Origin of the sequence: Streptomyces sp. RK9 (assembly GCF_045070545.1) — a bacterium.
In the GTDB taxonomy this organism is placed as follows: domain Bacteria; phylum Actinomycetota; class Actinomycetes; order Streptomycetales; family Streptomycetaceae; genus Streptomyces; species Streptomyces alboflavus.
In genome coordinates this window covers 2947229-2969393 of sequence record NZ_CP173704.1, presented here as the reverse complement: position 1 = coordinate 2969393, position 22165 = coordinate 2947229, and the positions used below count along the sequence as shown (strand labels likewise).

Genomic DNA, 22165 nt, shown 5'->3' with positions numbered 1-22165 from the left:
CATTGCCCGCCTGAAGCGCCCATTCCGCTCCTGATCATGAAGACTGGGACACCTGCTGCGCCCGGCGTTCTCGTATGGAAAAGTCCGTTATGGGAGACTTCACTTTCTACGTCTCGTAACGCGCCAATCACGTGGTGTCACGGAGTTCATGGGCTGACCCACGGGCCTTGTTGGAGATCCTGCACTGTGCTGGAATTCCCGGGACCGCCGCGGGATCGAACCGGCGCACAGGGGCGCAACGCAGCGCCGAGTGGCGGCGGGAAGGGGGAGAGCAGCGCCGGTCTCACGACCACCAAGGGGTGCCTGGCGCCCCGAGACGCCGACACCGTCCCGCCGTCCACGCGGCAGGACGCCTGGTCCAGAGGTTGCGACGCTAGTGCAGGGACGTTTCAAGAGGGATGGCAAGGGGTCTCCCCAGGCCGGTCGCGGCCGAGGGGATGCTTCGGCGGAGCCGGAGCGCGGCGGAAGTGACCGCGGCTCCTCGGCCCAGCACGCCCAGAACGCCGGACAGGTGCAGTCCGGTGACGGCGGCACGGGCGCTTCCGGGCCCGCCGCGGGCGGAGCCCTGCCGAAGGGATCCAAGACACCCCCGGGTCCCGGCCCGCGAATAGCCCTGCGCAACTGGCGCATCTCCACCCGTCTGGTCTCGCTCCTCGCGCTCCCCGTCATCGCCGCGACCTCGCTGGGCGCGCTGCGTATCAACTCGTCCCTCGACGAGATCGAGCAGCTCGACAACATGAAGCTGCTGACCGACATGACGAAGCAGGCCACCGACCTGGCCGCCGCGCTCCAGGAGGAGCGCGACCAGTCGGCGGGCCCCCTCGCGCACGGCGCGAAGGACTCGGACTTCGCCGTCAAGGGCACCCGGGTCAAGACGGACCGCGCGTACCGCACCTTCCTGCGCGGCACCCAGCAGCTGGAGGACAGCGACAACGACAAGGGTCTGCTCGGCGTCCGCCAGAGCACGATCCAGATCACCCGGCAGCTGCAGAAGATCAACGAGGTGCGCCGCAACGCGTACGCCGACGACAAGTCCTTCTCGCAGACGGTCGACGCCTACAGCCAGCTCATCGAGCAGCTCCTGAAGCTCTCCCAGGACATGGCGCAGGCGACCAGCAACCCGGACATGATCCAGCGCACCCGCGCGCTGTCCGCGTTCTCCTCCGCCAAGGAGTACGCGTCCGTGCAGCGCGCCATCATCGCGGCCGCCCTGCCCGCGAACAACCGCGAGTTCGGCAAGCTCTCCGAGACCGACCGCCGCTACGCCTTCTCCGCCCTGGACAAGGAGGGCTCGGAGCTCCAGTCCTTCAACCGGATCTACACCGGTGACCGCGAGAAGCTCCTCAAGCCCATCAGCGAGGGCAACTCCGCCATCCAGGCCGCCAACTCCTACGCCAAGCGCGTCCTGGAGCAGGAGGGCGGCATCAAGCTCCGCGGCAAGCGCTCCTACAAGGACTGGGTGGACGCCGACTCCACCAAGATCTCGGAGATGTCCAAGATCGAGCTGACGCTGCTCGACGAGATGGAGCAGAAGGCCCGTTCGCTCAGGAACGAGTCCGAGCAGCAGGCGATCCTCAACGGTGCGCTCATCCTGCTCGTCCTCGGCGTCTCGCTCGTCGGCGCCTTCGTCGTGGCCCGGTCCATGATCCGCTCCCTTCGCCGGCTCCAGGACACCGCCACCAAGGTCGCCCAGGACCGCCTGCCCGAGCTGGTCAAGCAGCTCTCCGAGTCCGACCCGCAGGACGTCGACACGTCCGTGGAGTCGGTCGGTGTGCACTCCCGGGACGAGATCGGCCAGGTGGCCGCGGCCTTCGACGACGTGCACCGTGAGGCCGTCCGCCTCGCCGCCGAGCAGGCCCTCCTGCGGGGCAACGTCAACGCGATGTTCACCAACCTCTCGCGCCGCTCCCAGGGCCTCATCCAGCGCCAGCTCTCGCTCATCTCCGAGCTGGAGTCCCGCGAGGCCGACCCGGACCAGCTGTCCTCGCTGTTCAAGCTCGACCACCTCGCGACCCGCATGCGCCGTAACGGCGAGAACCTCCTCGTCCTCGCCGGTGAGGAGCCGGGCCGTCGCTGGACCCGTCCCGTCCCCCTCGTCGACGTGCTGCGCGCCGCCGCGTCCGAGGTGGAGCAGTACGAGCGCATCGAGCTGTCCGCGGTGCCCTCGACCGAGGTCGCGGGCCGCGTCGTCAACGACCTCGTGCACCTCCTCGCCGAGCTGCTCGAGAACGCGACCTCGTTCTCCTCGCCGCAGACCAAGGTCAAGGTGACCGGTCACGCGCTGCCCGACGGCCGCGTGCTCATCGAGATCCACGACACCGGCATCGGCCTCTCCCCCGAGGACCTCGCCGCGATCAACGAGCGGCTCGCCTCGCCGCCCACCGTGGACGTCTCCGTCTCCCGCCGCATGGGTCTGTTCGTGGTCGGCCGCCTCTCGCAGCGCCACGGCATCCGCATCCAGCTGCGCCCCTCCGACTCCGGTGGTACGACCGCGCTGGTCATGCTGCCCGTCGATGTCGCCCAGGGCGGCAAGAAGGTCCCGAGCAAGGCGGGCGGGCCCGCACCGACCGGCGGTCCCGCCGCGGCCCAGGCGGCCGCGGGTGCCGCCGCCGCCCGGCGTGGCGGTGGCGTGGCGGCCGGTCTCGGCGGTGCCGCACGCGCCCGTGGCCAGGTCGGCCCCGGCGCGAGTGCGCAGCGCGGCCAGGTGCCCTCCGGTCCCGGACCGCGCGCGGCACTGCCCGCACGCGGCGGCAACCAGGGTCCGTCGGCCGGGTCCCCGGTGGCGCCGGGCGGTCTCGCGGGGGCCGGTGCGTCCGGGCCCGGCGGGGGTGCCGGTGCGAACGGTCCCGCCGGCCTCGCCGGTCCCTCGGCGCCGAACGGCCCCGGCGGCGCCCAGCGTCCGCAGGCGCCGCAGCTGCCGCAGAGCCCCCAGACCCCGCAGGGCGGCCGGAGCGGCTTCTCCCAGGGCAGCCGCCCCGGTGCCGGCATGGCGCAGCCTCCGGTGCCCCAGCAGCGTACGAACGACCCCGGCGCCGGCGAGCAGGGCCGGCGGCCGCAACTGCCGCCGCGGCCGGGCTCCGGTCAGCGCGGCAACGCCCCGCGCGCCGAGCTGCCGGGCGGCAACCCTCAGCCCCGTACGCCCAGTTGGAGCGACGAGAACGCGCAGCCGCAGGTCTCCCGCGAGCCGTTCGACGCCCCCCGCGGCCACGAGGAGCCCGAGTCCACCGGCCAGTTCGCGGTCCCCGCGGGCCTCGACGACCGCCAGGGCCCCGGCTCCACCGCGCAGTTCGACCGCCCCGACTTCGACGGCCCGCCCCCGGGCCAGTCGTCCGGCCAGAACGGCGCCGGTCAGGGCGGCCAGAACACCGGCGAGTTCGTGCGCTCCGACGTCTTCGGCGGCCCCGCCCAGGGTGCCCCGCAGGGCGGCCAGAGCGGTCAGGGCGGCCAGACCCCGCACGGCACCGGCGAGTTCTCCGTGCCGCGTCCGCCCGCGCCGCGCCGCGGCCAGGGTCCGGGCGAGGGACAGCGCGGCGACCGCCAGGGCGCCCCGCAGCAGCCCCAGGGCGCCCAGCCGCCCGCCCCGCAGCGCCCGCAGGCCCAGTTGCCCGAGGCCCCGCAGGCCCCGCAGCAGTCCGAGCCGGAGGCCCTGCCGCCCGCGTCCGGACCGCTGGACGGCCGCACGCCGCTGTACGACACGCTGGAGACCAACTGGTTCTCGCAGCAGGCCCAGGAGCAGGCCGAGCAGGAGCGCCAGGCGCAGGAAGAGCGTCAGGCGCAGGCGCAGCAGGCCCAGGCCCAGCAGGCGCAGCAGCAGGCCGAGCGCGACCGGCAGTCCGAGCAGCGCCACCCGGGCCTGCCGCAGCGCCCGCAGCCGCGCCGCAACCAGCAGCCGCAGGCCCCGCAGCGCGGCAACGGCGCCGAGCCCGGGCACCGCCCGGAGCCGGTCCGCCGTCCCGACGCCGGTCCCGCGCAGCAGCCGCTTCCGCAGCGCGAGCAGCCGCAGCGTCCGGCGCCCGACCAGGGCCGCGCGGGTGGCCTCGGCACGCCCCCGCTGCCCCAGCGTCCCGGCGGCTCCCCGGCCCCGGCCGGGGCTCCGACCGCGGGCAACGGCAACACGAGCAGCACCACCGGCAACACCAGCAACACCGCTTGGCGTACATCGCCGAACGACGAACTCGGTCGCCAGGCCGAGCGCGTCCGGCAGCCCTCCGCGGGCGGCGTCACCACTTCCGGGCTGCCGCGCCGGGTGCCACGGGCGAACCTCGTGGCGGGCACCGCACAGCAGGCTCAGGAGAGCGCGGGACCGCAGGTCTCCCGTGCGCCCGACGACGTGCGCGGCCGGCTGACCAATCTCCGTCGGGGCATTCAGCAGGGTCGCCAGGCCGGTACCGGCCAGACCGGCAGTTTCCCCACTCACCAGCAGGAGCGTTAGTTGAGTCCGATGAGCCAGGCGGCACAGAACCTGAACTGGTTGATCACCAACTTCGTGGACAACACCCCCGGGGTGTCCCACACGGTCGTGGTCTCCGCCGACGGCCTGCTTCTCGCGATGTCCGAGGGCTTTCCGCGCGACCGCGCCGACCAGCTCGCGGCCGTCGCCTCCGGCCTGACCTCCCTCACCGCCGGGGCCTCCCGGATCTTCGAGGGCGGGGCGGTCACGCAGACCGTGGTGGAGATGGAGCGCGGCTTCCTGTTCATCATGTCCGTCTCCGACGGATCGTCCCTCGCCGTCCTCGCCCACCCCGAGTGCGACATCGGCCTCGTCGGCTACGAGATGGCTCTCCTCGTCGACCGTGCGGGCACCGTCCTCACCCCGGACCTGCGCGCCGAACTCCAGGGCAGCCTGCTCCACTAGGCCTCCCCCACGGCCCGCCGCCCGCCCTCGCCCGGCCGCCCCACCGTCCGAGCGAGCCGACCGAACGTACCGACTCACCGTCCGGCCGCCAGTCATGCCCCCACCCGGCTCTGTCAGACGGAACGCAGACAACTGCTGTCCCGCCCGGAGGATCCATGAACCCGCCCACCGCCTCTCACGACCCGTACGGCGCAGCCCATGCCGGGTACGGAGTTGAGGGCGACCAGCCGCTGGTGCGTCCGTACGCGATGACCGGCGGCCGGACCCGGCCCCGCTACCAGCTCGCGATAGAGGCGCTGGTGAGCACCACGGCCGACCCGGCCCAGCTGATGGGGCTGCTCCCCGAGCACCAGCGGATCTGCCACCTGTGCCGTGAGGTCAAGTCGGTGGCCGAGGTCTCCGCGCTGCTCTCGATGCCGCTCGGTGTGGCCCGCATCCTCGTCGCCGACCTGGCCGAGGCCGGGCTCGTCGCCATCCACCAGCCCGGCGGCGACGAGAACGCCGGCGGCCAGCCCGACGTGACACTGCTCGAAAGGGTGCTCAGTGGACTTCGCAAGCTCTAACGGGGGCGGCTTCGCGGGCTCCGACGCCGGTGGCGGCCGGTCCACCACGTCCGCCAAGATCGTGGTGGCCGGCGGCTTCGGCGTCGGCAAGACCACGTTCGTCGGCGCTGTCTCGGAGATCAACCCGCTGCGCACCGAGGCCGTGATGACGTCCGCGTCCGCGGGCATCGACGACCTCACGCACACCGGTGACAAGACCACCACGACGGTGGCGATGGATTTCGGCCGCATCACGCTCGACCAGGATCTGATCCTGTACCTGTTCGGCACGCCCGGGCAGGACCGCTTCTGGTTCATGTGGGACGACCTGGTGCGCGGCGCGATCGGCGCCGTCGTGCTCGTCGACACCCGGCGTCTGGCCGACTGTTTCCCGGCCGTGGACTACTTCGAGAACTCGGGCCTGCCCTTCGTCATCGCCCTGAACGGCTTCGACGGCCACCAGCCGTACACCCCCGACGAAGTGCGCGAAGCACTGCAGATCGGACCGGGCACGCCCATCATCACCACCGATGCCCGGCACCGTGCGGACGCAAAGAGTGGCCTGATCACACTGGTTGAGCACGCATTGATGGCACGCCTCAAGTAGGCGAGGGCATACGGAAGTTGCCGTAGAGCACACGGAACGATCTGTGTCCTTTGACACGGACGGCTGCCGTGTTCATAACGTTTCGACAGAGAATTGTGCCGACCCCGCCACACATCGCGGTCGGCTGGTCTCGCTGTGCTCACATGGGCCCCGCCTTTTGGCGGGGCTCGCTCTTTATGACCGATTTATCTGAGGCTTACACCACTCGGAACTGTTCTTTCCTACTGTTTGGAAGAGCACTGCCTGACGTGCTGGAATGCGCTGAACTGCCCAGTAGCACGGGCCTTTGGAGACGACAGCGGCACACCAGCGCGGGAGCCGCCGCCGAGAGGTTGTTGGTCGAGTGAGGCGAAGCAAGACGAGCCCCGCATCCCCGGACCGGGACACGCGGGGCAACTTCACCCCGCCGCCGCGCGCCGCGGCACCCGCCGCGGACGCGCCCGGCAACGAGCCGGGGGCCGCCTCCGGCGGTCGGATGTCGCCCAGGAACTGGCGCGTGCCGACCCGCCTGAACGCGATCCTCCTCATACCCGTGCTCGTCGGCCTGGTCATGGGCGGCTTCCAGGTGAAGGGAGCCATCGACACCTGGGACGAGGCCCGCGACGCCGAGGCCACCGCCCGCCTGGTGCGCGCCTCCCTCGACTACGGCAACCGCCTCATCGAGGAGCGCGACGTCTCCGCCGCGCCGCTGCTCAAGGGCAAGAAGAACAGCCCGGCGGTCGTCAAGGCCCGCAAGGCCACCGACGCCGCGGCGACCGCGTTCAACGACGCCGCCAAGGACATGCCGGACAAGGAGGGCCTCAAGCGCCGCCTGGACGGCTTCCGCAAGGTGGAGCCGAAGCTGGCGGGCCTGCGCGAGGCCGCGTACACCAGCAAGCTCCCCGGCGTCCAGACCGAAGAGGCCTACGTCGGCATCCAGCACCCGCTGATGGAGTTCGCCAACGAGCTGGGCCTCGGCACCGGAAACATCACCTCCTACGGCCGCACCGTCTACGCGGTGTCCCTGGCCAAGGCGGCCCTCTCGCTGCAGCGCTCCATCGGCACCCACATCCTGACGAAGCCGGGTCCGACCCAGTCCGACCTGTCCCGGCAGAAGATCGCCTTCTCCTCGTACGTGTACCTGGAGAACATCGCGATCCAGGAGTACACCGGCGGCGGCACGCCCCAGGACGTGCGCAAGCTCGACGACGCGAAGAAGAAGCTGACCGCCGCGGGCGAGAAGCAGTCCGAGGAGGCCGCGGCCGCGGCCCGCGCCCAGGGCAAGAAGTACGTGCCGATGCCGAGCGGCGAGAAGTCCGTCGCCCTCATCTCGGCCCTGCCCTCGACCCAGCCGAGCGCGCTCGTCGCCCTCGCGGGCAAGGGCGTCACCGCCCCCGCCCTGTGGAACGCCACCAGCCTGAAGTTCGACGCCTACCGCGCCATCGAGGCGGACCTCGCGGACAAGGCCGTGAACGAGGCGTCCGACATCGCCGACAACGCCAAGACCGACGCCTTCATCACCGGCGCCGTCGTCGTGGTCGCGCTGCTCGCCGCCTTCATCCTGGCCGGCCTCATGGCCCGCCAGATGAGCCGCTCGATGCGCAGCCTGCGCACCGCCGCCTTCGGCATCGCCGAGCAGCGCCTGCCGATGCTCGTCGACCAGCTCTCGCGCACCGACCCGGGCCGTGTCGACACCCGGGTGCAGCCCATCCCGATCACGTCCACCGACGAGATCGGCGAGGTCGCCCGCGCCTTCGACCAGGTCCACCGCGAGGCCGTCCGGCTCGCCGCCGAGCAAGCCCTGCTGCGCGGCAACATCAACGCGATCTTCACCAACCTGTCGCGCCGCAACCAGTCCCTGATCGAGGGCCAGCTGACCCTCATCACCGACCTGGAGAACAACGAGGCCGACCCGGACCAGCTGGAGAACCTCTTCCGCCTGGACCACCTCGCGACCCGTATGCGCCGCAACGGCGAGAACCTCCTGGTGCTCTCCGGCGAGGAGCCCGGCCGCCGCTGGGACCAGCCGGTGCCGCTGGTGGACGTCCTGCGCGCGGCCTCGTCCGAGGTGGAGCAGTACGAGCGCATCGAGCTGTCCGGCGTCCCCGAGGCCGAGATCCACGGCCTGGCCGTGACCGACCTCGTGCACCTGCTCGCCGAGCTGCTCGAGAACGCCACGGCGTTCTCCTCGCCGCAGACCAAGGTCAAGGTCACCGCGACCCGTCTCCCCGACGGCCGCGTGATGGTCGAGATCCACGACAAGGGCATCGGCCTGACCGCCGAGGACTTCGCGGACATCAACCACCGCCTGGCCAACCCGCCGACCGTGGACGCCGCGATCTCCCAGCGCATGGGCCTGTTCGTGGTCGGCCGCCTCTCCGACCGGCACGGCATCCGGGTCCAGCTGCGCCCCTCGGGCGAGCAGGCGGGCACCACCTCGCTGGTCATGCTCCCGGACAACATCACCCACGGTGGCGGTGGCGAACTGCAGGGGCACGACTCCGAGTTCACCGTCTCCTCGATCATCCCGGAGCAGCACGTCCCCGAGGTCGAGCCGCTGCGCACGGCCGCCGAGCTGGGCTTCGACGACAGCCGCTACCACGCGGACGGCACCGAGACGGGCGGTCAACTCGACCCCGTGGACCGCTCGTTGATGCGTGAGGAGCGCCGCGCCGCGCTCGAGGCGCAGGCCCACTCGGGCCAGGGTCCCCAGCCCGGCGCCGAGCGCCCGCTGTTCCGCGACGAGGTCCAGGGCGGCCAGGAGACGTACGAGCAGCCGTCCGGCTACGACTACCCGGACCAGCGGGGCGGGTACGAAAGCGGGACGGACGGGGCGGTGCCGCACCCGGCGTACGACGACCAGCACACCGCGTACGACCCCGCGGGGGCCTCCTACGACGGGCAGCAGACGCCCGGATACGACCAGGACCAGTCCGGCTACGACGCGGGACAGAGCTTCGACCAGGGCGCGCAGGCGTACGACGAGTCGTACTACACGACCCAGGACGGCTATCAGGAAGCCGCCTATACGGAGTCCGGCCAGGGTGGTCACGACGCTCGTACGGGCGGTGTCCAGGAGCCGTTCGCCACGTACCCGGAGCGTTCCCACCAGGACGACTGGCCGTTGCGGGACGGATACCAGGGCGAGTACCAGGACGGCTACGCTCCCGAAACGGAACCCGCACCGGCGACTGACGCGGGTGAGCGGGAGCGCGTAGGCTTCGACCGTCCGGGACCTGCCGCGTCCATGCCGCCGGCTCCGTCCGCCGCCCACGAGCTCACCGACGCGGGCCTTCCGCGCCGCGGCAGCGCGACGGCGAACGGCAACGGCGCCGCCCCCGCCGCGCAGCGCCCGGAGAGCCACAGCGGCGACAGCCACGACGGCGACCTGCGGGGCGACGCCCAGCAGGACGAGCAGCAGAGCTCCGCCTTGCGTTCGTCCAACGACGACCGCTGGCAGCGCGCCGAGCAGCTGCGGGAGCCCAAGGCGGGCGGGGTCACCTCGTCCGGACTTCCGCGGCGGGTGCCCAAGGCCAACCTGGTCGAGGGCACCGCGGAGCAGACCCCGCAGGGCGGCCCCCAGGTCTCCCGCGACCCCGAGGAAGTGCGGGGCAGGCTGAGCAACCTGCGCCGCGGCGTCCAGCGGGGCCGCAGCGCGGGCAGTGACACGAATGGCCAGGGCTTCAGCCCTGATAGCACCTACAACCAGGAGCGTTAGTGTGAGCCCGATGAGCCAGGCGGCGCAGAACCTGAACTGGTTGATCACCAACTTCGTGGACAACACCCCCGGGGTGTCCCACACCGTGGTGGTCTCCGCCGACGGACTCCTTCTGGCGATGTCCGAAGGTTTCCCGCGCGACCGAGCCGATCAGCTCGCGGCCGTCGCGTCGGGCCTGACCTCCCTCACGGCCGGGGCCTCCCGGATCTTCGAGGGCGGCTCTGTGACCCAGACCGTTGTGGAGATGGAGCGAGGATTTCTCTTCATCATGTCCATCTCCGACGGATCGTCCCTCGCCGTACTCGCCCACCCAGAGGCGGACATCGGTCTCATTGGGTACGAGATGGCACTTCTCGTCGACCGAGCGGGCACAGTCCTCACTCCGGACCTGCGCGCGGAGCTTCAGGGGAGCCTGCTCAACTGACAGACAGACGGTGCGTATTCGCGTCCCGGGGTCGTAAGGTTTCGGGACGCGGCTCCACAGTGATGGTGCCGGGCACAGTTTCGGAGGAGGAGTACGTGGCTGCAACACCCCCAGACGGTTCGTCTTCGGCCAACTGGCCTTCCGGCCACGGCCAGGGCCAGGGTGACGGTTCGCAGAACCGGTACAACTTCCCCTCCGCGCCCAGCCACCGCCGCCAGCCGCAGTACCGGCAGCCGGGCCCCCAGGCGCCCGGCCCCAGCCCGTACGACCAGCCCTACGCACCCCGGATCCAGCCGGTGCAGCCGCAACGCCGCTCCCCGGAGCCGGCGCCCGCACCGGCCGCGTCCAACCCCCTGGTGCGCCCGTACGCCATGACGGGCGGCCGCACCAGGCCCCGCTACCAGCTCGCCATCGAGGCGCTGGTGCACACCACCGCACAACCGCATCAGCTGCAGGGACAGTTGCCTGAACACCAGCGCATCTGCAACCTGTGCCGCGAGATCAAATCGGTGGCCGAGATCTCGGCCCTGCTCTCCATCCCCCTCGGCGTTGCCCGGATCCTCGTCGCCGACCTGGCGGAGGCCGGACTTGTCGCCATCCATCAGCCCGGCGGCGACGAGACCGCCGGCGGCCAGCCAGACGTGACACTGCTCGAAAGGGTGCTCAGTGGACTTCGCAAGCTCTAGCGGCGGAGCAACAGCCCGCTCCACCACCAGCGCGAAAATCGTGGTGGCGGGCGGCTTCGGCGTGGGCAAGACCACGTTCGTCGGGGCGGTCTCTGAGATCAACCCGCTGCGCACCGAGGCCGTGATGACGTCCGCGTCCGCGGGCATCGACGACCTCACCCACACCGGGGACAAGACGACGACCACCGTCGCCATGGACTTCGGTCGCATCACCCTGGACCAGGACCTGATCCTGTACCTGTTCGGCACGCCCGGACAGGACCGTTTCTGGTTCATGTGGGACGACTTGGTCCGTGGCGCCATCGGCGCGGTCGTCCTGGTCGACACGAGGCGGCTCGCCGACTGCTTCCCCGCCGTCGACTACTTCGAGAACTCCGGTCTGCCCTTCGTCATCGCCCTCAACGGCTTCGACGGCCACCAGCCGTACACCCCCGACGAGGTCCGCGAGGCCCTGCAGATCGGCCCGGACACGCCGATCATCACGACGGACGCCCGCCACCGCGCCGACGCGAAGTCCGCTCTGATCACGCTGGTCGAGCACGCGCTGATGGCCCGCCTGCGGTAGCACCGCCGAAACCCTCGCCAGGCGGGGCCCGTTTGCCGGATCTCGCCGGAACGGGCCCCGCCGGTGTGTGTGTTCGCCCACAATTGCGCGCATGAGCGCGGAGGCGGCGGCGATACGGCTGGGCAGCACGGTGGCGACGAGGGCGGTGGGTCTGTGGCTCGCCCCCAGGGAGCGCGCGCAGCAGGCGCAGTCGTCCATGGGCGAGCTGATCCGGGTGCGGGTGCCGGGGCTGCGGGCGCGGCGGGGCGTGGAGCGGCAGTTCGAGCAGATCGCGGACGCCGTCGCCGGGCGCGTGCAGCCCCTCCTGGAGCACGAGTTCCGCGGGCTGACCGAGGACGGCCGCCAGGCGGTGCTCACGGCGGTCACCGACGCCTTCGTCCGCGCGGACCTCTCCGACGAGGCCGTGCTCGGCTCGGACGCGGATCCGGCCGAGCTGACCCGGCGGGTGCGCGCGGCGGTGCCGGTGCCGGACGGGTTCTCCGAGGTGGAGACCCGGTTCCACGAGATCGTCCTCGCCGAGTGCTGCGACTGCTACGTCCGGGTCCTGCGCAGGCTGCCGGTGTTCACCGAGCGCGCCGTCACCGACCTCCTGGCCCGGTCGACCTCCCTCGCCGACGAGCTCCAGAAGGTCCTGGAGCGCCTCCCGGCCCGCTCCCTGTACGCGCCGCAGGGCACCGGCGAGGACGAGGCGTTCCGCAACCAGTACCTGAGCCTGGTGAGCAAGTCCCTGGACGAGATCGAGCTGTTCGGCCTCGGCCCGTCCGACCGCGCGCCGCGCACCAAGCTGTCCGTGGCGTACGTCAGCCTGCGCACATCGGAGGACGGCGGGTCCCGTCGCCGGGACCGGCCGCGGCCCGCGCTGGGGTCCGGCGACCAGGACTGGGAGCCGCGCGAGGCCGAGCGGTCCTCCAGCATGCGGGTGGAGGCGGCGCTGCGGGACGCGCCCCGGGTGCTGCTGCGCGGCGAGGCCGGTTCCGGCAAGACGACACTGTTGCAGTGGCTCGCGGTGACGGCGGCGCGCGGCGCCTTCACCGGGGACCTCGCCGAGTGGAACGGCCTGATCCCGGTCCTGGTCAAGCTCCGGCAGTACGCGGGGAGCCCGCCGCCCGCGCCGGAGGCGATGCTGGACCGGGTGGCGGGGCCGCTGACGGGGCTGATGCCCGCCGGGTGGATGCACCGGGCGTTCGCGGACGGGCGGGTGCTGCTCCTGGTGGACGGCGTCGACGAACTGCTCGCGGGTGAGCGGCAGGGCGTGCGGGAGTGGCTGCGCGGGCTGCTGCACCAGTACCCGGACTCCCGCGTCGTCGTGACCTCCCGGCCCGCCGCGGCGCGCGGCGACTGGCTGCGGGACGAGGAGTTCACCGCGCTCCACCTCGCGCGCATGACCCCCGCCGACCTGACGTCCTTCATCCGCCAGTGGCACCAGGCGGTGGGCGGCTCCGCCGGTCTGCCGTGCGCGGAGGACGAGCTTCCGCGCTATGAGCGCTCCCTCCTGACCAGTCTCAAGGACCGGGCCCACCTCCTGTCGCTCGCGACGAATCCGCTGCTCGCCGCGTTGCTGTGCGCGCTCCACCTCGCGCGCCGGGGCCAGCTCCCCCGCAACCGCATGGAGCTGTACCGCATGACGCTCGAAGTCCTGGTGCAGCAGCGGGACAACGACCGGGGCGTGCGCAGCGAGCTGCCGGTGCCGCTGACGCTGACCGACAAGCTGTGTCTGCTGCGCGACCTCGCCTGGCGGCTTTCGGACAACAACCGCACCGAGATCGCCCACGACCGCGCCACCGCCCACGTCACCGTGAAACTCGCCGCGATGCGGCACCTGGACGGGCTGGACGGGCCCGCCGTCCTGGACCACCTGCTCCATCGCTCCGGGGTCCTGCGCTCGCCCGTCGAGGGCCGCCTGGACTTCGTGCACCGGACGTTCCAGGAGTATCTGGCGGCGTACGAGGCGGGGGTCGAGGACCGCATCGGGAACCTGGTGGGCCGCGCCCATCTGGATCTGTGGCGGGAGACGGTGATCATGGCCGCGGGCCACGCCAACCGGACCCAGCAGGAGGAACTGCTCGGCGGCATCCTGGACCGTGCGGAGCGGGAGCCGCGCCATGCGCGGACGCTGCGCCTGGTGGTGGCGTCCTGCCAGGAGACGATGCCGTCGGTGCCGGAGGCGCTGGCGGCGCGCCTCGACCAGGCGGTGGGTCGGCTGGTGCCGCCCAGGCGGCAGTCGGAGGCGGAGTCGCTGGCGGCGGTGGGCGTGCCACTGCTGTCCCGGCTGCCGTCGTCGCTGGACGGGCTGAGCGAGGCGGTCGCCCTGGCCACCGTCACCACCACCGCGCGGATCGGCGGCGAGGGCGCGCTGGCGCGGCTGGCGGCGTACGCGGCGGATGCGCGGCGGTCTGTCCAGCAACACCTGGCGGACCACTGGGGGCACTTCGACGCCGACGCCTTCGCGGCGGCCGTCCTGCAGCACATGCCGCTGGGCAACGTCGTCCTCCCCCTCACCCATCCCGGGCAGTGGGCGGCGGCGACCCGGCTGGCGAACCCCAGTTGGATCACCGTGCACTACCCCTTCACCAGGGGCCTCAGCTGCCTGGAGGAGCTGCCCGCGCCGCGCGGGCTGTGGCTGTTCGAACTGCTCGGGGACGTCGATCTGTCGCCGCTGCGCTCCCAGACGCAGCTGGGCGTCCTGTGTCTGAACGGGAGGGGCCGCCTGCGGGATCTCGACGCGCTCGGGCCGTTGGACAGGCTGTCCATTCTGACGCTCGACGGCTGGGCGCCCCTGCCACCTCCGGCCGGCATTCCCGGGCACCTGGAGCTGAGCCAGTTGACTCTGGGTGAACTCGCTCCCGACGCCGACCTGAGTCCGCTGACCGGCTTCCCCCTGTCGCGGCTCACCTTGTCCGGCAGCGGTCGGCCGCGCGGTCTCGATGTGCTGCCGCCGAGCCTCGGGAAACTGGAGCTCACCGGCTTCGACCTGACCGAGTGGCCTCCCCTGCTCGGCTCCACGATCCCCCCGCGGTGCGAGACGTCCTTCCACGGCTGCGAGCTGCCTCCCGCGTTCGGAGACGGCTGAGCCCCGCCCCTCCGGGAAGGAGGAGCGGGGCTCGGCGCACGCCGGTGGGGCTCAGCCCTGCCAGCTGTGCGGGGCGCGGAAGCCCGGGGTGCGCTCCAGGCGGCGCCAGCCGGCCTTGTCGCGGCCGCGGTGGGCGGGGGCGACGTCGGGCTGCGCGGCGGCGCGGGCGATCAGGATCGCGGTGAGGGCCGCGACCTCCTCGGGCTCGGCGTGGCCCTTCTCGACGCGGATGTCGGGAGTGCTCATTGCAGTGTGCTCCTTGTGGGAACTGCGGCGGACGGAAAAGGTCTGGGGTGCGCCGCTACTGCGGCGGGTTGCCGTGCTTGCGCGAGGGCAGGTCGGCGTGCTTGTTGCGGAGCATCGCGAGGGAGTTGATCAGCACGGCGCGGGTCTCGGCCGGGTCGATCACGTCGTCGACGAGTCCGCGCTCGGCGGCGTAGTACGGGTGCATCAGCTCGGCCTTGTACTCCTTGACCATGCGGGCGCGCATGGCCTCGGGGTCCTCGGCGGCGGCGATCTGACGGCGGAAGATGACGTTGGCCGCGCCCTCGGCGCCCATCACGGCGATCTCGTTGGTGGGCCAGGCGTAGGTCAGGTCGGCGCCGATGGACTGGCTGTCCATGACGATGTACGCGCCGCCGTAGGCCTTGCGCAGGATCAGGGAGATCCGCGGCACGGTCGCGTTGCAGTAGGCGTAGAGCAGCTTGGCGCCGTGGCGGATGATGCCGCCGTGCTCCTGGTCGACGCCGGGCAGGAAGCCGGGGACGTCGAGGAGCGTGACGATCGGGATGTTGAAGGCGTCGCACATCTGGACGAAGCGGGCCGCCTTCTCGGAGGCCTCGATGTCCAGGACGCCCGCGAGGGACTGCGGCTGGTTGGCGACGATGCCGACGACCTGGCCGTCGAGCCGGGCCAGGGCGCAGATGATGTTGCGGGCCCAGCGCTCGTGGACCTCCAAGTAGTCGCCGTCGTCGACGAGTTCCTCGATGACCTTCGTCATGTCGTACGGCCGGTTGCCGTCGGCGGGGACCAGGTCGAGCAGCACGTCGCTGCGGCGCTCGACGGGGTCGTCGGAGGGCGCCACCGGCGGGTTCTCGCGGTTGTTCTGCGGGAGCATCGCGAGCAGGTAGCGGACCTCGGCGAGGCAGGTCTCCTCGTCGTCGTACGCGAAGTGGCAGACGCCCGAGGTCTCGGCGTGCACGTCCGCGCCGCCCAGGCCGTTCTGGGAGATCTCCTCGCCGGTCACCGCGCGGACCACGTCCGGGCCCGTGATGAACATCTGCGAGGTGTCGCGGACCATGAACACGAAGTCGGTCAGGGCGGGGCTGTAGGCCGCGCCGCCCGCGCACGGGCCGAGCATCACCGAGATCTGCGGGATGACACCGGAGGCCTTGGTGTTGCGCTGGAAGATGCCGCCGTACCCGGCGAGGGCGGAGACGCCCTCCTGGATGCGGGCGCCCGCGCCGTCGTTCAGGGAGACCAGGGGCGCGCCGGCCGCGATGGCCATGTCCATGATCTTGTGGATCTTGGTGGCGTGCGCCTCGCCGAGGGCACCGCCGAAGATCCGGAAGTCGTGGGCGTACACGAAGACCGTGCGGCCCTCGACTGTGCCCCAGCCGGTGATGACACCGTCGGTGTACGGCTTCTTGGCCTCCAGGCCGAAGCCCTGGGCCCGGTGCCGCCGCAGCTGCTCGACCTCCTGGAACGACCCCTCGTCGAGGAGGAGCCCGATCCGCTCCCGCGCCGTCAGCTTGCCCTTGGCGTGCTGCGCCTCGGTCGCCTTCTCACTGGGCCCCGCCAGCGCCTGCGCACGGATCTCGGCCAACTCGGCCACTCGGCCCCGCGCGTCGGTGGGCTCCCCCGCGGAAGATCCAGCTTCGTCCAAAACGGTCATGCTCTCGACCTTACGAAGGACACGAGGGAAAACGGACCGTCGACTCTGCACAGTCTCCGGACCGTTTTCCTGGCACCCCCGAACAGAAGCGCCCGGGGCTGCAGCCGAAGTGACTGCTCAGAGGCCCATTGGGCTGTAGGGATTCCACAACCGCCGCCAGTGAGACTCAGGTCACACCCAGGCCCGGAGCGGGCCGCTCCGGACGCGCAGCGCAGTCGCGGGTCACGGCCCGTGACGGTCGCCGCAGGACGCCGACGGGAAGGCCCGCGCGGGCCTTCGCCGCCCGCGCGGACGGCGGAGGATAGCGGCCCGCGCTGACAGCTCGCTGAATTGGCGGGGCCCGACAACCGGCGGGCGCCCGCGCGGGGCCGACGCGAGGCGCCCCGGAGGGCTCCCCGCACCCCCGGGCGGCGCCCCGCTCAGGCCCGGTGGATCACGATGTCGCCGGTCCCCGTGCGCCCGCGCACCTGGACCGTCTCGCCGGAGTCGCCGGGGCCCTCGGAGGAGCCGAGCGCCTGCCGCACGGTGCCCGCCTTGGTGCGGACATCGAGCCAGGCGGCGGTGCCCTCGCGGACGCCGATGTCGATGCGGCCCATGCCGGTCTCCACGACGACGCCGCCGCGCACGACCTCGCCGACCGCGACGGCGCCGTTGGCCGTCCTGATGCTGACGTCGGAGAGCGCGTGGCCGACCGTGATGGTGCCGTTCGACGCCTTCACGCGCAGGTCGCCGACGACCTCGCCGACCTCGGTCGGGCCGTTGGAGTTCTTGATGACGGCGGCGCCGCCGATCTCGCCGAGCCGGACCCCGCCGGACGCGGTGGTGACGTCGACGGGGCCCTCCGCGCGGTCGACCACGACCTGGCCGTACCCGGTGTGCAGCCGCGCCGAGCCCGCCCACTCGACCCGGACGTCCCCGGCCGAGGTCTTCACCTCGCACTCCCCGATACGCCCGGTCGCGGCGAAGTCGGCCATGGACGCTGTGACGTCGACGTGCGAGCCCTCCGGGAGCGCGATCTCCACGTCGACGGACGAGCCCCGGCCGAACAGCGAGCGCTCCTTGGGGCCCTTCACCAGGAGCCGTCCGTTCGCGTACTCGACCCGGGTGCGCTCGGCGGCGCGCACGTCGGCCGGGCGGGAATCGGTGCTCGGGCGTACGTCGACGACGGTGTCGGCGCGGTCCGAGGCGGTGATCCGCACCGTCCCGACCTCCAGGATCACCGAGGCGTAGACGGGCTTGGCGGTGTCGAAGGTTGGCATGGGGCTGTCCTCATCCTGATCCTGACGGGTCGTCCGGTCCCGCCGGGACACGTCGTGCGGTCCCGGCCGGGCCGGACGGCTGGCGGGGCGGAGCCGCTAACGCGCCCATCCCGTGAAGCTGTTGCCCGCGCCCTGGTGGCCGCGGGGCGTGGGCTGCCGGGCCGGGTCGCCCTGCTTGAGCGCGTCGGCGACGGTGCGGACCAGCCAGGCGTTGACCGACAGGCTCTCGGCGGCCGCGGCCTCCTCGGCCTGGGCCTTGAGGTGCATCGGAAGCCGGAGGTTGATGCGGGCCGTGCCGCCCTCCTCCGGCTCGGGCACGGGCGCGGGCGCCGGGGCGGCGACGGGCCGGGGCGCGCGCAGGTCCATGGGCATCGCGTCGAAGCCCTCGCCCGCCGGGGCGGGCGTCACCACGAAGTCCGGATCGCCCCCACGCAGACGCACGTCGACCGAGCCCGGGGCCAGGTCTCGGGTAATCTCGTCCATGGCCGCGGACAGCACATTCAGCATGGTGAGCCGGGTGGCCGACTCCAGCGGCGCGATCAGACGCTCGGCGATCGCGCGAGCGTCCTCACCACCGGCCTCTGCGGCGACCGCGAGCTCCTGCCGGAGTTGGTCGACATACGGCGTGAGATTCATGGCACCATTCTGGCACCACAATGGCGCCATAGCAAGTTCTTAACGTCTCAAAACCGCCGTCACCCCCGGCCCGCGATGGCACCACCCCGCACGCCATCGGCACCCCTCGCGGCCCGGGCTCCGCCATTCGGCCCCACTTCCTCACACTCGACGCGTAATCGCCTCGACACGCTCCGCTTTATGTTGAATATTGAACCGAGTAGCGTTACAGTCAATCTCGTTGAACACTCAACTACTCGCGGCCGTGGCTCAGCACCCCCCGAAGGCCCGGAGCCCGGCCCGTCCCCCCGAGGAGCACGTCATGGGAATCTTCAGCCGCAAGGACGACAGCGCCACCCCCGCGACCGCCGGGGCCGCCCCGGAGCTGGGCGCGCTGACGGGTGAGTACACGCTCGACCCGGCGCACTCGTCGATCGGCTTCGTCGCCCGGCACGCGATGGTCACCAACGTCAAGGGCTCCTTCAAGGAGTTCAGCGGCGCGCTGCACCTGGACGGCGCGGACCCGGCCGCGTCGACGGCGTCCCTCGACGTCACCATGGAGAGCATCGACACCGGCAACGCGGACCGCGACGGCCACCTGAGGAGCGCCGACTTCTTCAAGACCGACGAGTTCCCGCAGATGACCTTCCGCTCCACCAAGGCCGAGGCCCTCGGCGGCGACGACTACCGCATCACCGGCGACCTCACGATCCTCGGCACCACCAGGCCGCTGAGCATCGACCTGGAGTTCAACGGCGCCGCGAAGGACCCGTTCGGCAACGAGCGCGTCGGCTTCGAGGGCAAGGCCGAGATCCTGCGCTCGGAGTGGGGCCTGACCTGGAACGCGGCCCTGGAGACCGGCGGTGTGCTCGTCTCCGACAAGATCAAGCTCAACTTCGACATCTCGGCGATCAAGAACGCCGCGTGACACCGGACCGCCGGACGGGACGGTACCGTTCGGCGGTGTCCGAGTTCCTGTCCCAACTGCCCGCCCTCATAGGCGTGGTCATCGGTGCCATGGGGTCGTACGTCGCCGTGATGCGCGGCGAGCGCGTCCGTTTCCGGCGCGAGCGCGAGGCCCGCTGGGAAGAGCGGCGCCTCGCGGTCTACACCGAGTACGCGCGCGTGCTGAAGCAGACCGTGACGCTCACCTACCGGATCGCCGCCGACCAGGGCAACGACCCGCATCCGCACCCCTTGTCCGCCGAGGAGGCCGAGCCGCAGCTCGCCGAGGCCGCCGACGCCCGCGACCCGGCGGGCGAGGCCCTGCTGCTGCTCGGCGCGCCGCGCGTGGTGGAGCGGGCCCGGGTGTGGGTGATCGTCGTGATCGAGATGGAGCGGTTCCTGCGCACGGGCGCCCACGACGACCCGGAGGCCTGGCAGGACCTCCTCACCCGCCAGCGCACGGCCCGCGAGGGCTACTACGCCGCGGTGCGGGAGGACTTGGGGCTGCCGCCCGGCCACTCCGGCCGCTGGGAACTGCCCGGGCTCAGGCCGCCGAGCGCCTGAGCCCGCACACGACTTCGCGACCCTCTCACCCGGCCCGGCGCGCCGCCGCGGCCGACGTGTGCTCCAGGATCGCCGCCACCAGCGGGCCCTGCACGGCCGGGGGCAGCGCGTGCCCCATGCCGGGGATCTCCACCAGGCGGGCGCCTCCCACCACCTGCGCGAGGTGCTGCGGGTGCGGCGGCGGGAACACCGGCTCGGCGGGAGCCACGGTCACCAGGACCGGGACCTCGTTCCGGGCGAGCGGCGCCGTGCGCAGCATCCCCGAGTCGTCCGCGCGACCGTGCGCCGTCGACGCCTTGTACGTACCCGTGTGCACGACGACGCGCCGCTCCAGGTCGCGGAAGTACCCTTCGTCGAACGGCAGTTGATCGCCCCCGAGCACCCGCCAGTGCTCCACGCGGCGGTCCAGCTCGGCCTCGAGCCCCTCGTCCTTCACGGGGCGCGCCCACATCTCCAGGACCTCGGGGAAGATCGGCGGCAACTCGGCCGCGGGCGTGGACGTGCCGTCCGGGGCGACGTACGGACGCGTGCTCAGCGCGCACGTGCCCATGAGCGTCGCGCTCAGGAAGCGGTCCGGGTGGTCGGCGAGGACCAGCTGGGTCAGCATGCCGCCGAGGGAGAGCCCGACCACGTGCGCCCGGGGGATCTCCAGGGCGTCCAGGACGGCGACCGCGTCCTGCGCCAAGTCCACGACGCGGTACGGCTGTTCGTCGTACGCCGTCGTCGAGCGGCCCGTGTCGCGGTGGTCGTAGCGGATCACGTGGTGGTGCTCGGCCAGGGCGTCCACCATCTCCTCCGGCCAGCCGACGCCGGCGGCCGCGGCGCCCATGACCAGGAGCAGGGGCGGGGCGTCGGGCGCGCCGCGGCGCTCGGTCCACAGGCGCACTCCGGGGGCCGCGTCGATGTACTGCTCGGTGGCGGGGTGGTGCATCGGGGCCTCCCGGAAGGGGTGGTGCGGGGTCGGCGGGCGCAGGGTGCCGCCGCGTCGACCATCACTTGACGATACGTATCGTCTCGTTCAATGGACCGCACGTCAAGCCGGGAGGGCGCGCCGCCCCGGGGGTCCCTGGCGTCGAGGTCGTGCACGCGCGGTCAGCCGAAGCCGTTGCGGTCCAGCCAGAAGGCGAGGAGGGCGGTGTCGCCCGTGACCTCGGTCGTGGGGGTGCCGGGCGGGCGGCGGCGGTAGAGGGTCAGGATCAGTTCGGTGAGGGGGCCGCTGACGGTGACGTCGGGCGCGCCGGGGTCGTCGCCCGTGCGGCGCCAGGCGAGCGCGTCGCCCCTGAGGTCGACCAGCCAGTCCGCCCCGGCCGCGGGGGCGGCGTCCGTCGCCCGGAAGCGCAGGGTGCTCCCCCGCCCCAGCAGCTCGCGCTTCTCCGGGAAGAACTGGAGCTGCAGCGGATGCGTGCCGAGCTCCATCCACTCGTCGACGGCGTCCACGGCCACGGCCTCGTCCAGGACGGTGAAGTCGATGCCGAGGGCGAGCGCCGCGTCGGCCCGGTGGACCAGGGACTCGTGCGCGAAACGGCGGGCGAAGAAGCCGGACGTCTCGCCCGGCAGCGGGGCCCACACCGGGGCGTCCGGGCCCGCTTCGCGCAGGGCGTCGGTGAGGCCCGCGGCGCTCTCGCGCAGCCAGGGGGCGAGGACGGCGGGGTCCTCGCCGGCGTACGCCGAGAGGTCGCGCATCGCGGTGTCCGGGGGCGGTGCCGCGGCGCGGGTGCGGACCGTCGTCTCCGCCCAGCGGTAGCCGTGGCCCAGGTGCCGGACCAGTTGGTTCACCGTCCAGCCCGGGCAGGAGGGGACGGGGGTCGACAGGTCGGCGTCCTTGAGGTGGGTGGCCAACTGGTCGGCCTGCACGGTGATCTGGTCGCAGGTGCGGGGGTGGCCGAGGCGGCCGTGACTCAGCTTCGACATGGGCCCACCGTAGGCCCGGGCACCGACACCGCCCCCGGCGGAAACGAGTGGTCCCGCCACGTATCCGGCCGTTAGTCTCGGCCCCGATGAAACAGCGACAGCAGAAGAAGCTCTCCCGGCAGCTCTTCGAGGCGATCTGGCAGGACACCCCCACCACCGTGCGGGCACTGCTGCGGGCCGGGGCCGACCCGGAGCGCCGCGACCGCGAGGGGGTCACACCGCTGTACGAGGCGTCGGTGAACGGCCGGGCCGCGATCGTCCGCCTGCTCCTGGCCGCCGGGGCCGCCCCCGACACCGAGAGCCACGGCCTCGGCGCGGACGGCACGCCGTTGTGCGCGGCCTCCTGCTGGGGGCGCACCGAGACCGTGCGGGCGCTGCTCGCGGGCGGCGCCGACCCGAACCTCCGCGAGGAGCGGGGCACGGGCTCGTCCCCACTGCACTGGGCGCACCAGGGCCCTCACCCCGAGACGGCCGCCCTCCTCGTCGCGGCGGGCGCGAGGCAGGCCTAGGGCCTCGCCGCTCCTTGCTCCA

18 protein-coding genes are annotated in these 22165 nt (G+C 72.3%); 12 read left to right on the top strand and 6 right to left on the bottom strand.

Features of this window, described 5'->3' with window-relative positions; genetic code table 11:
- Window positions 1-376 precede the first annotated feature (376 nt).
- The 9 genes from AB6L24_RS33410 to AB6L24_RS33370 all read left to right on the top strand — a co-directional run bounded on the left by AB6L24_RS33410 (window position 377) and on the right by AB6L24_RS33370 (window position 14446).
- Window positions 377-4432 carry a nitrate- and nitrite sensing domain-containing protein gene (locus AB6L24_RS33410; protein WP_405661621.1) on the top strand — a complete coding sequence of 1352 codons (4056 nt, stop codon included), beginning with the start codon at window positions 377-379 and terminating at the stop codon, window positions 4430-4432.
- A 9-nt stretch (window positions 4433-4441) separates the two neighbouring features.
- Complete coding sequence (locus AB6L24_RS33405; RefSeq protein ID WP_030361929.1) at window positions 4442-4855, top strand: roadblock/LC7 domain-containing protein; 414 nt, start codon at window positions 4442-4444, stop codon at window positions 4853-4855.
- 155 nt (window positions 4856-5010) lie between these two features.
- Window positions 5011-5418: a DUF742 domain-containing protein gene (locus AB6L24_RS33400; RefSeq protein ID WP_030361928.1), complete on the top strand. Its 408-nt coding sequence runs from the start codon at window positions 5011-5013 to the stop codon at window positions 5416-5418.
- Window positions 5399-6004, top strand: a complete 606-nt coding sequence (locus AB6L24_RS33395; protein ID WP_030361927.1) for an ATP/GTP-binding protein — start codon at window positions 5399-5401, stop codon at window positions 6002-6004. Before AB6L24_RS33400 ends, AB6L24_RS33395 begins: the two co-directional genes overlap by 20 nt.
- Before the next feature lie 343 nt (window positions 6005-6347).
- Complete coding sequence (locus AB6L24_RS33390) at window positions 6348-9701, top strand: nitrate- and nitrite sensing domain-containing protein (protein ID WP_405661617.1); 3354 nt, start codon at window positions 6348-6350, stop codon at window positions 9699-9701.
- Between the two features lie 10 nt (window positions 9702-9711).
- Window positions 9712-10125: a roadblock/LC7 domain-containing protein gene (locus tag AB6L24_RS33385; protein ID WP_030361925.1), complete on the top strand. Its 414-nt coding sequence runs from the start codon at window positions 9712-9714 to the stop codon at window positions 10123-10125.
- A gap of 62 nt (window positions 10126-10187) precedes the next feature.
- Window positions 10188-10811: a DUF742 domain-containing protein gene (locus tag AB6L24_RS33380; RefSeq protein ID WP_125261851.1), complete on the top strand. Its 624-nt coding sequence runs from the start codon at window positions 10188-10190 to the stop codon at window positions 10809-10811.
- Window positions 10792-11376, top strand: coding sequence for an ATP/GTP-binding protein (locus AB6L24_RS33375; protein WP_030361923.1), 585 nt, complete (start codon window positions 10792-10794; stop codon window positions 11374-11376). Before AB6L24_RS33380 ends, AB6L24_RS33375 begins: the two co-directional genes overlap by 20 nt.
- A 91-nt stretch (window positions 11377-11467) precedes the next feature.
- On the top strand, window positions 11468-14446 hold the full coding sequence (locus tag AB6L24_RS33370) for an NACHT domain-containing protein (RefSeq protein WP_405661615.1): 2979 nt from the start codon (window positions 11468-11470) through the stop codon (window positions 14444-14446).
- A gap of 51 nt (window positions 14447-14497) precedes the next feature.
- On the opposite strand, the gene AB6L24_RS33365 is transcribed toward AB6L24_RS33370, so the two are convergent.
- The 4 genes from AB6L24_RS33365 to AB6L24_RS33350 all read right to left on the bottom strand — a co-directional run bounded on the left by AB6L24_RS33365 (window position 14498) and on the right by AB6L24_RS33350 (window position 18235).
- Window positions 14498-14692 (bottom strand): acyl-CoA carboxylase subunit epsilon, encoded by a 195-nt coding sequence (locus AB6L24_RS33365; protein ID WP_030361921.1) that lies wholly within the window; start codon window positions 14690-14692, stop codon window positions 14498-14500.
- A 55-nt stretch (window positions 14693-14747) separates the two neighbouring features.
- Window positions 14748-16340: an acyl-CoA carboxylase subunit beta gene (locus tag AB6L24_RS33360; RefSeq protein ID WP_380847211.1), complete on the bottom strand. Its 1593-nt coding sequence runs from the start codon at window positions 16338-16340 to the stop codon at window positions 14748-14750.
- A 419-nt stretch (window positions 16341-16759) separates the two neighbouring features.
- On the bottom strand, window positions 16760-17599 hold the full coding sequence (locus AB6L24_RS33355; RefSeq protein ID WP_405661612.1) for a DUF4097 family beta strand repeat-containing protein: 840 nt from the start codon (window positions 17597-17599) through the stop codon (window positions 16760-16762).
- A gap of 96 nt (window positions 17600-17695) precedes the next feature.
- The gene (locus AB6L24_RS33350) at window positions 17696-18235 is read right to left on the bottom strand and encodes a toxin-antitoxin system HicB family antitoxin (RefSeq protein ID WP_405661610.1); all 540 of its coding nucleotides are present in this window, start codon (window positions 18233-18235) and stop codon (window positions 17696-17698) included.
- A 301-nt stretch (window positions 18236-18536) separates the two neighbouring features.
- Between AB6L24_RS33350 and AB6L24_RS33345 the strand changes: the two genes are divergently transcribed.
- Both AB6L24_RS33345 and AB6L24_RS33340 read left to right on the top strand, forming a co-directional pair.
- Window positions 18537-19142 carry a YceI family protein gene (locus tag AB6L24_RS33345; RefSeq protein WP_405661607.1) on the top strand — a complete coding sequence of 202 codons (606 nt, stop codon included), beginning with the start codon at window positions 18537-18539 and terminating at the stop codon, window positions 19140-19142.
- A 35-nt stretch (window positions 19143-19177) separates the two neighbouring features.
- On the top strand, window positions 19178-19723 hold the full coding sequence (locus AB6L24_RS33340; RefSeq protein ID WP_405661605.1) for a hypothetical protein: 546 nt from the start codon (window positions 19178-19180) through the stop codon (window positions 19721-19723).
- A 25-nt stretch (window positions 19724-19748) separates the two neighbouring features.
- Here AB6L24_RS33340 and AB6L24_RS33335 read toward each other — a convergent pair whose 3' ends face one another.
- Window positions 19749-20654: an alpha/beta fold hydrolase gene (locus tag AB6L24_RS33335; RefSeq protein ID WP_405661602.1), complete on the bottom strand. Its 906-nt coding sequence runs from the start codon at window positions 20652-20654 to the stop codon at window positions 19749-19751.
- A 161-nt stretch (window positions 20655-20815) separates the two neighbouring features.
- Window positions 20816-21634 (bottom strand): maleylpyruvate isomerase family mycothiol-dependent enzyme, encoded by an 819-nt coding sequence (locus AB6L24_RS33330; RefSeq protein WP_405661599.1) that lies wholly within the window; start codon window positions 21632-21634, stop codon window positions 20816-20818.
- A gap of 86 nt (window positions 21635-21720) precedes the next feature.
- Between AB6L24_RS33330 and AB6L24_RS33325 the strand changes: the two genes are divergently transcribed.
- A complete protein-coding gene (locus AB6L24_RS33325; RefSeq protein WP_405661597.1) occupies window positions 21721-22143 on the top strand; it encodes an ankyrin repeat domain-containing protein in 423 nt (140 codons plus the stop codon).
- Window positions 22144-22165: the final 22 nt, after the last annotated feature.

Bases quoted from the DNA above. Each gene is read 5' to 3' on its own strand.
- AB6L24_RS33355 (WP_405661612.1), bottom strand. From the start codon at position 17,599: ATGCCAACCTTCGACACCGCCAAGCCCGTCTACGCCTCGGTGATCCTG.
- AB6L24_RS33385 (WP_030361925.1), top strand. From the start codon at position 9,712: ATGAGCCAGGCGGCGCAGAACCTGAACTGGTTGATCACCAACTTCGTG.
- AB6L24_RS33335 (WP_405661602.1), bottom strand. From the start codon at position 20,654: ATGCACCACCCCGCCACCGAGCAGTACATCGACGCGGCCCCCGGAGTG.
- AB6L24_RS33350 (WP_405661610.1), bottom strand. From the start codon at position 18,235: ATGAATCTCACGCCGTATGTCGACCAACTCCGGCAGGAGCTCGCGGTC.
- AB6L24_RS33325 (WP_405661597.1), top strand. From the start codon at position 21,721: ATGAAACAGCGACAGCAGAAGAAGCTCTCCCGGCAGCTCTTCGAGGCG.
- AB6L24_RS33370 (WP_405661615.1), top strand. From the start codon at position 11,468: ATGAGCGCGGAGGCGGCGGCGATACGGCTGGGCAGCACGGTGGCGACG.
- AB6L24_RS33405 (WP_030361929.1), top strand. From the start codon at position 4,442: ATGAGCCAGGCGGCACAGAACCTGAACTGGTTGATCACCAACTTCGTG.
- AB6L24_RS33330 (WP_405661599.1), bottom strand. From the start codon at position 21,634: ATGTCGAAGCTGAGTCACGGCCGCCTCGGCCACCCCCGCACCTGCGAC.
- AB6L24_RS33360 (WP_380847211.1), bottom strand. From the start codon at position 16,340: ATGACCGTTTTGGACGAAGCTGGATCTTCCGCGGGGGAGCCCACCGAC.
- AB6L24_RS33365 (WP_030361921.1), bottom strand. From the start codon at position 14,692: ATGAGCACTCCCGACATCCGCGTCGAGAAGGGCCACGCCGAGCCCGAG.
- AB6L24_RS33345 (WP_405661607.1), top strand. From the start codon at position 18,537: ATGGGAATCTTCAGCCGCAAGGACGACAGCGCCACCCCCGCGACCGCC.
- AB6L24_RS33380 (WP_125261851.1), top strand. From the start codon at position 10,188: ATGGTGCCGGGCACAGTTTCGGAGGAGGAGTACGTGGCTGCAACACCC.
- AB6L24_RS33400 (WP_030361928.1), top strand. From the start codon at position 5,011: ATGAACCCGCCCACCGCCTCTCACGACCCGTACGGCGCAGCCCATGCC.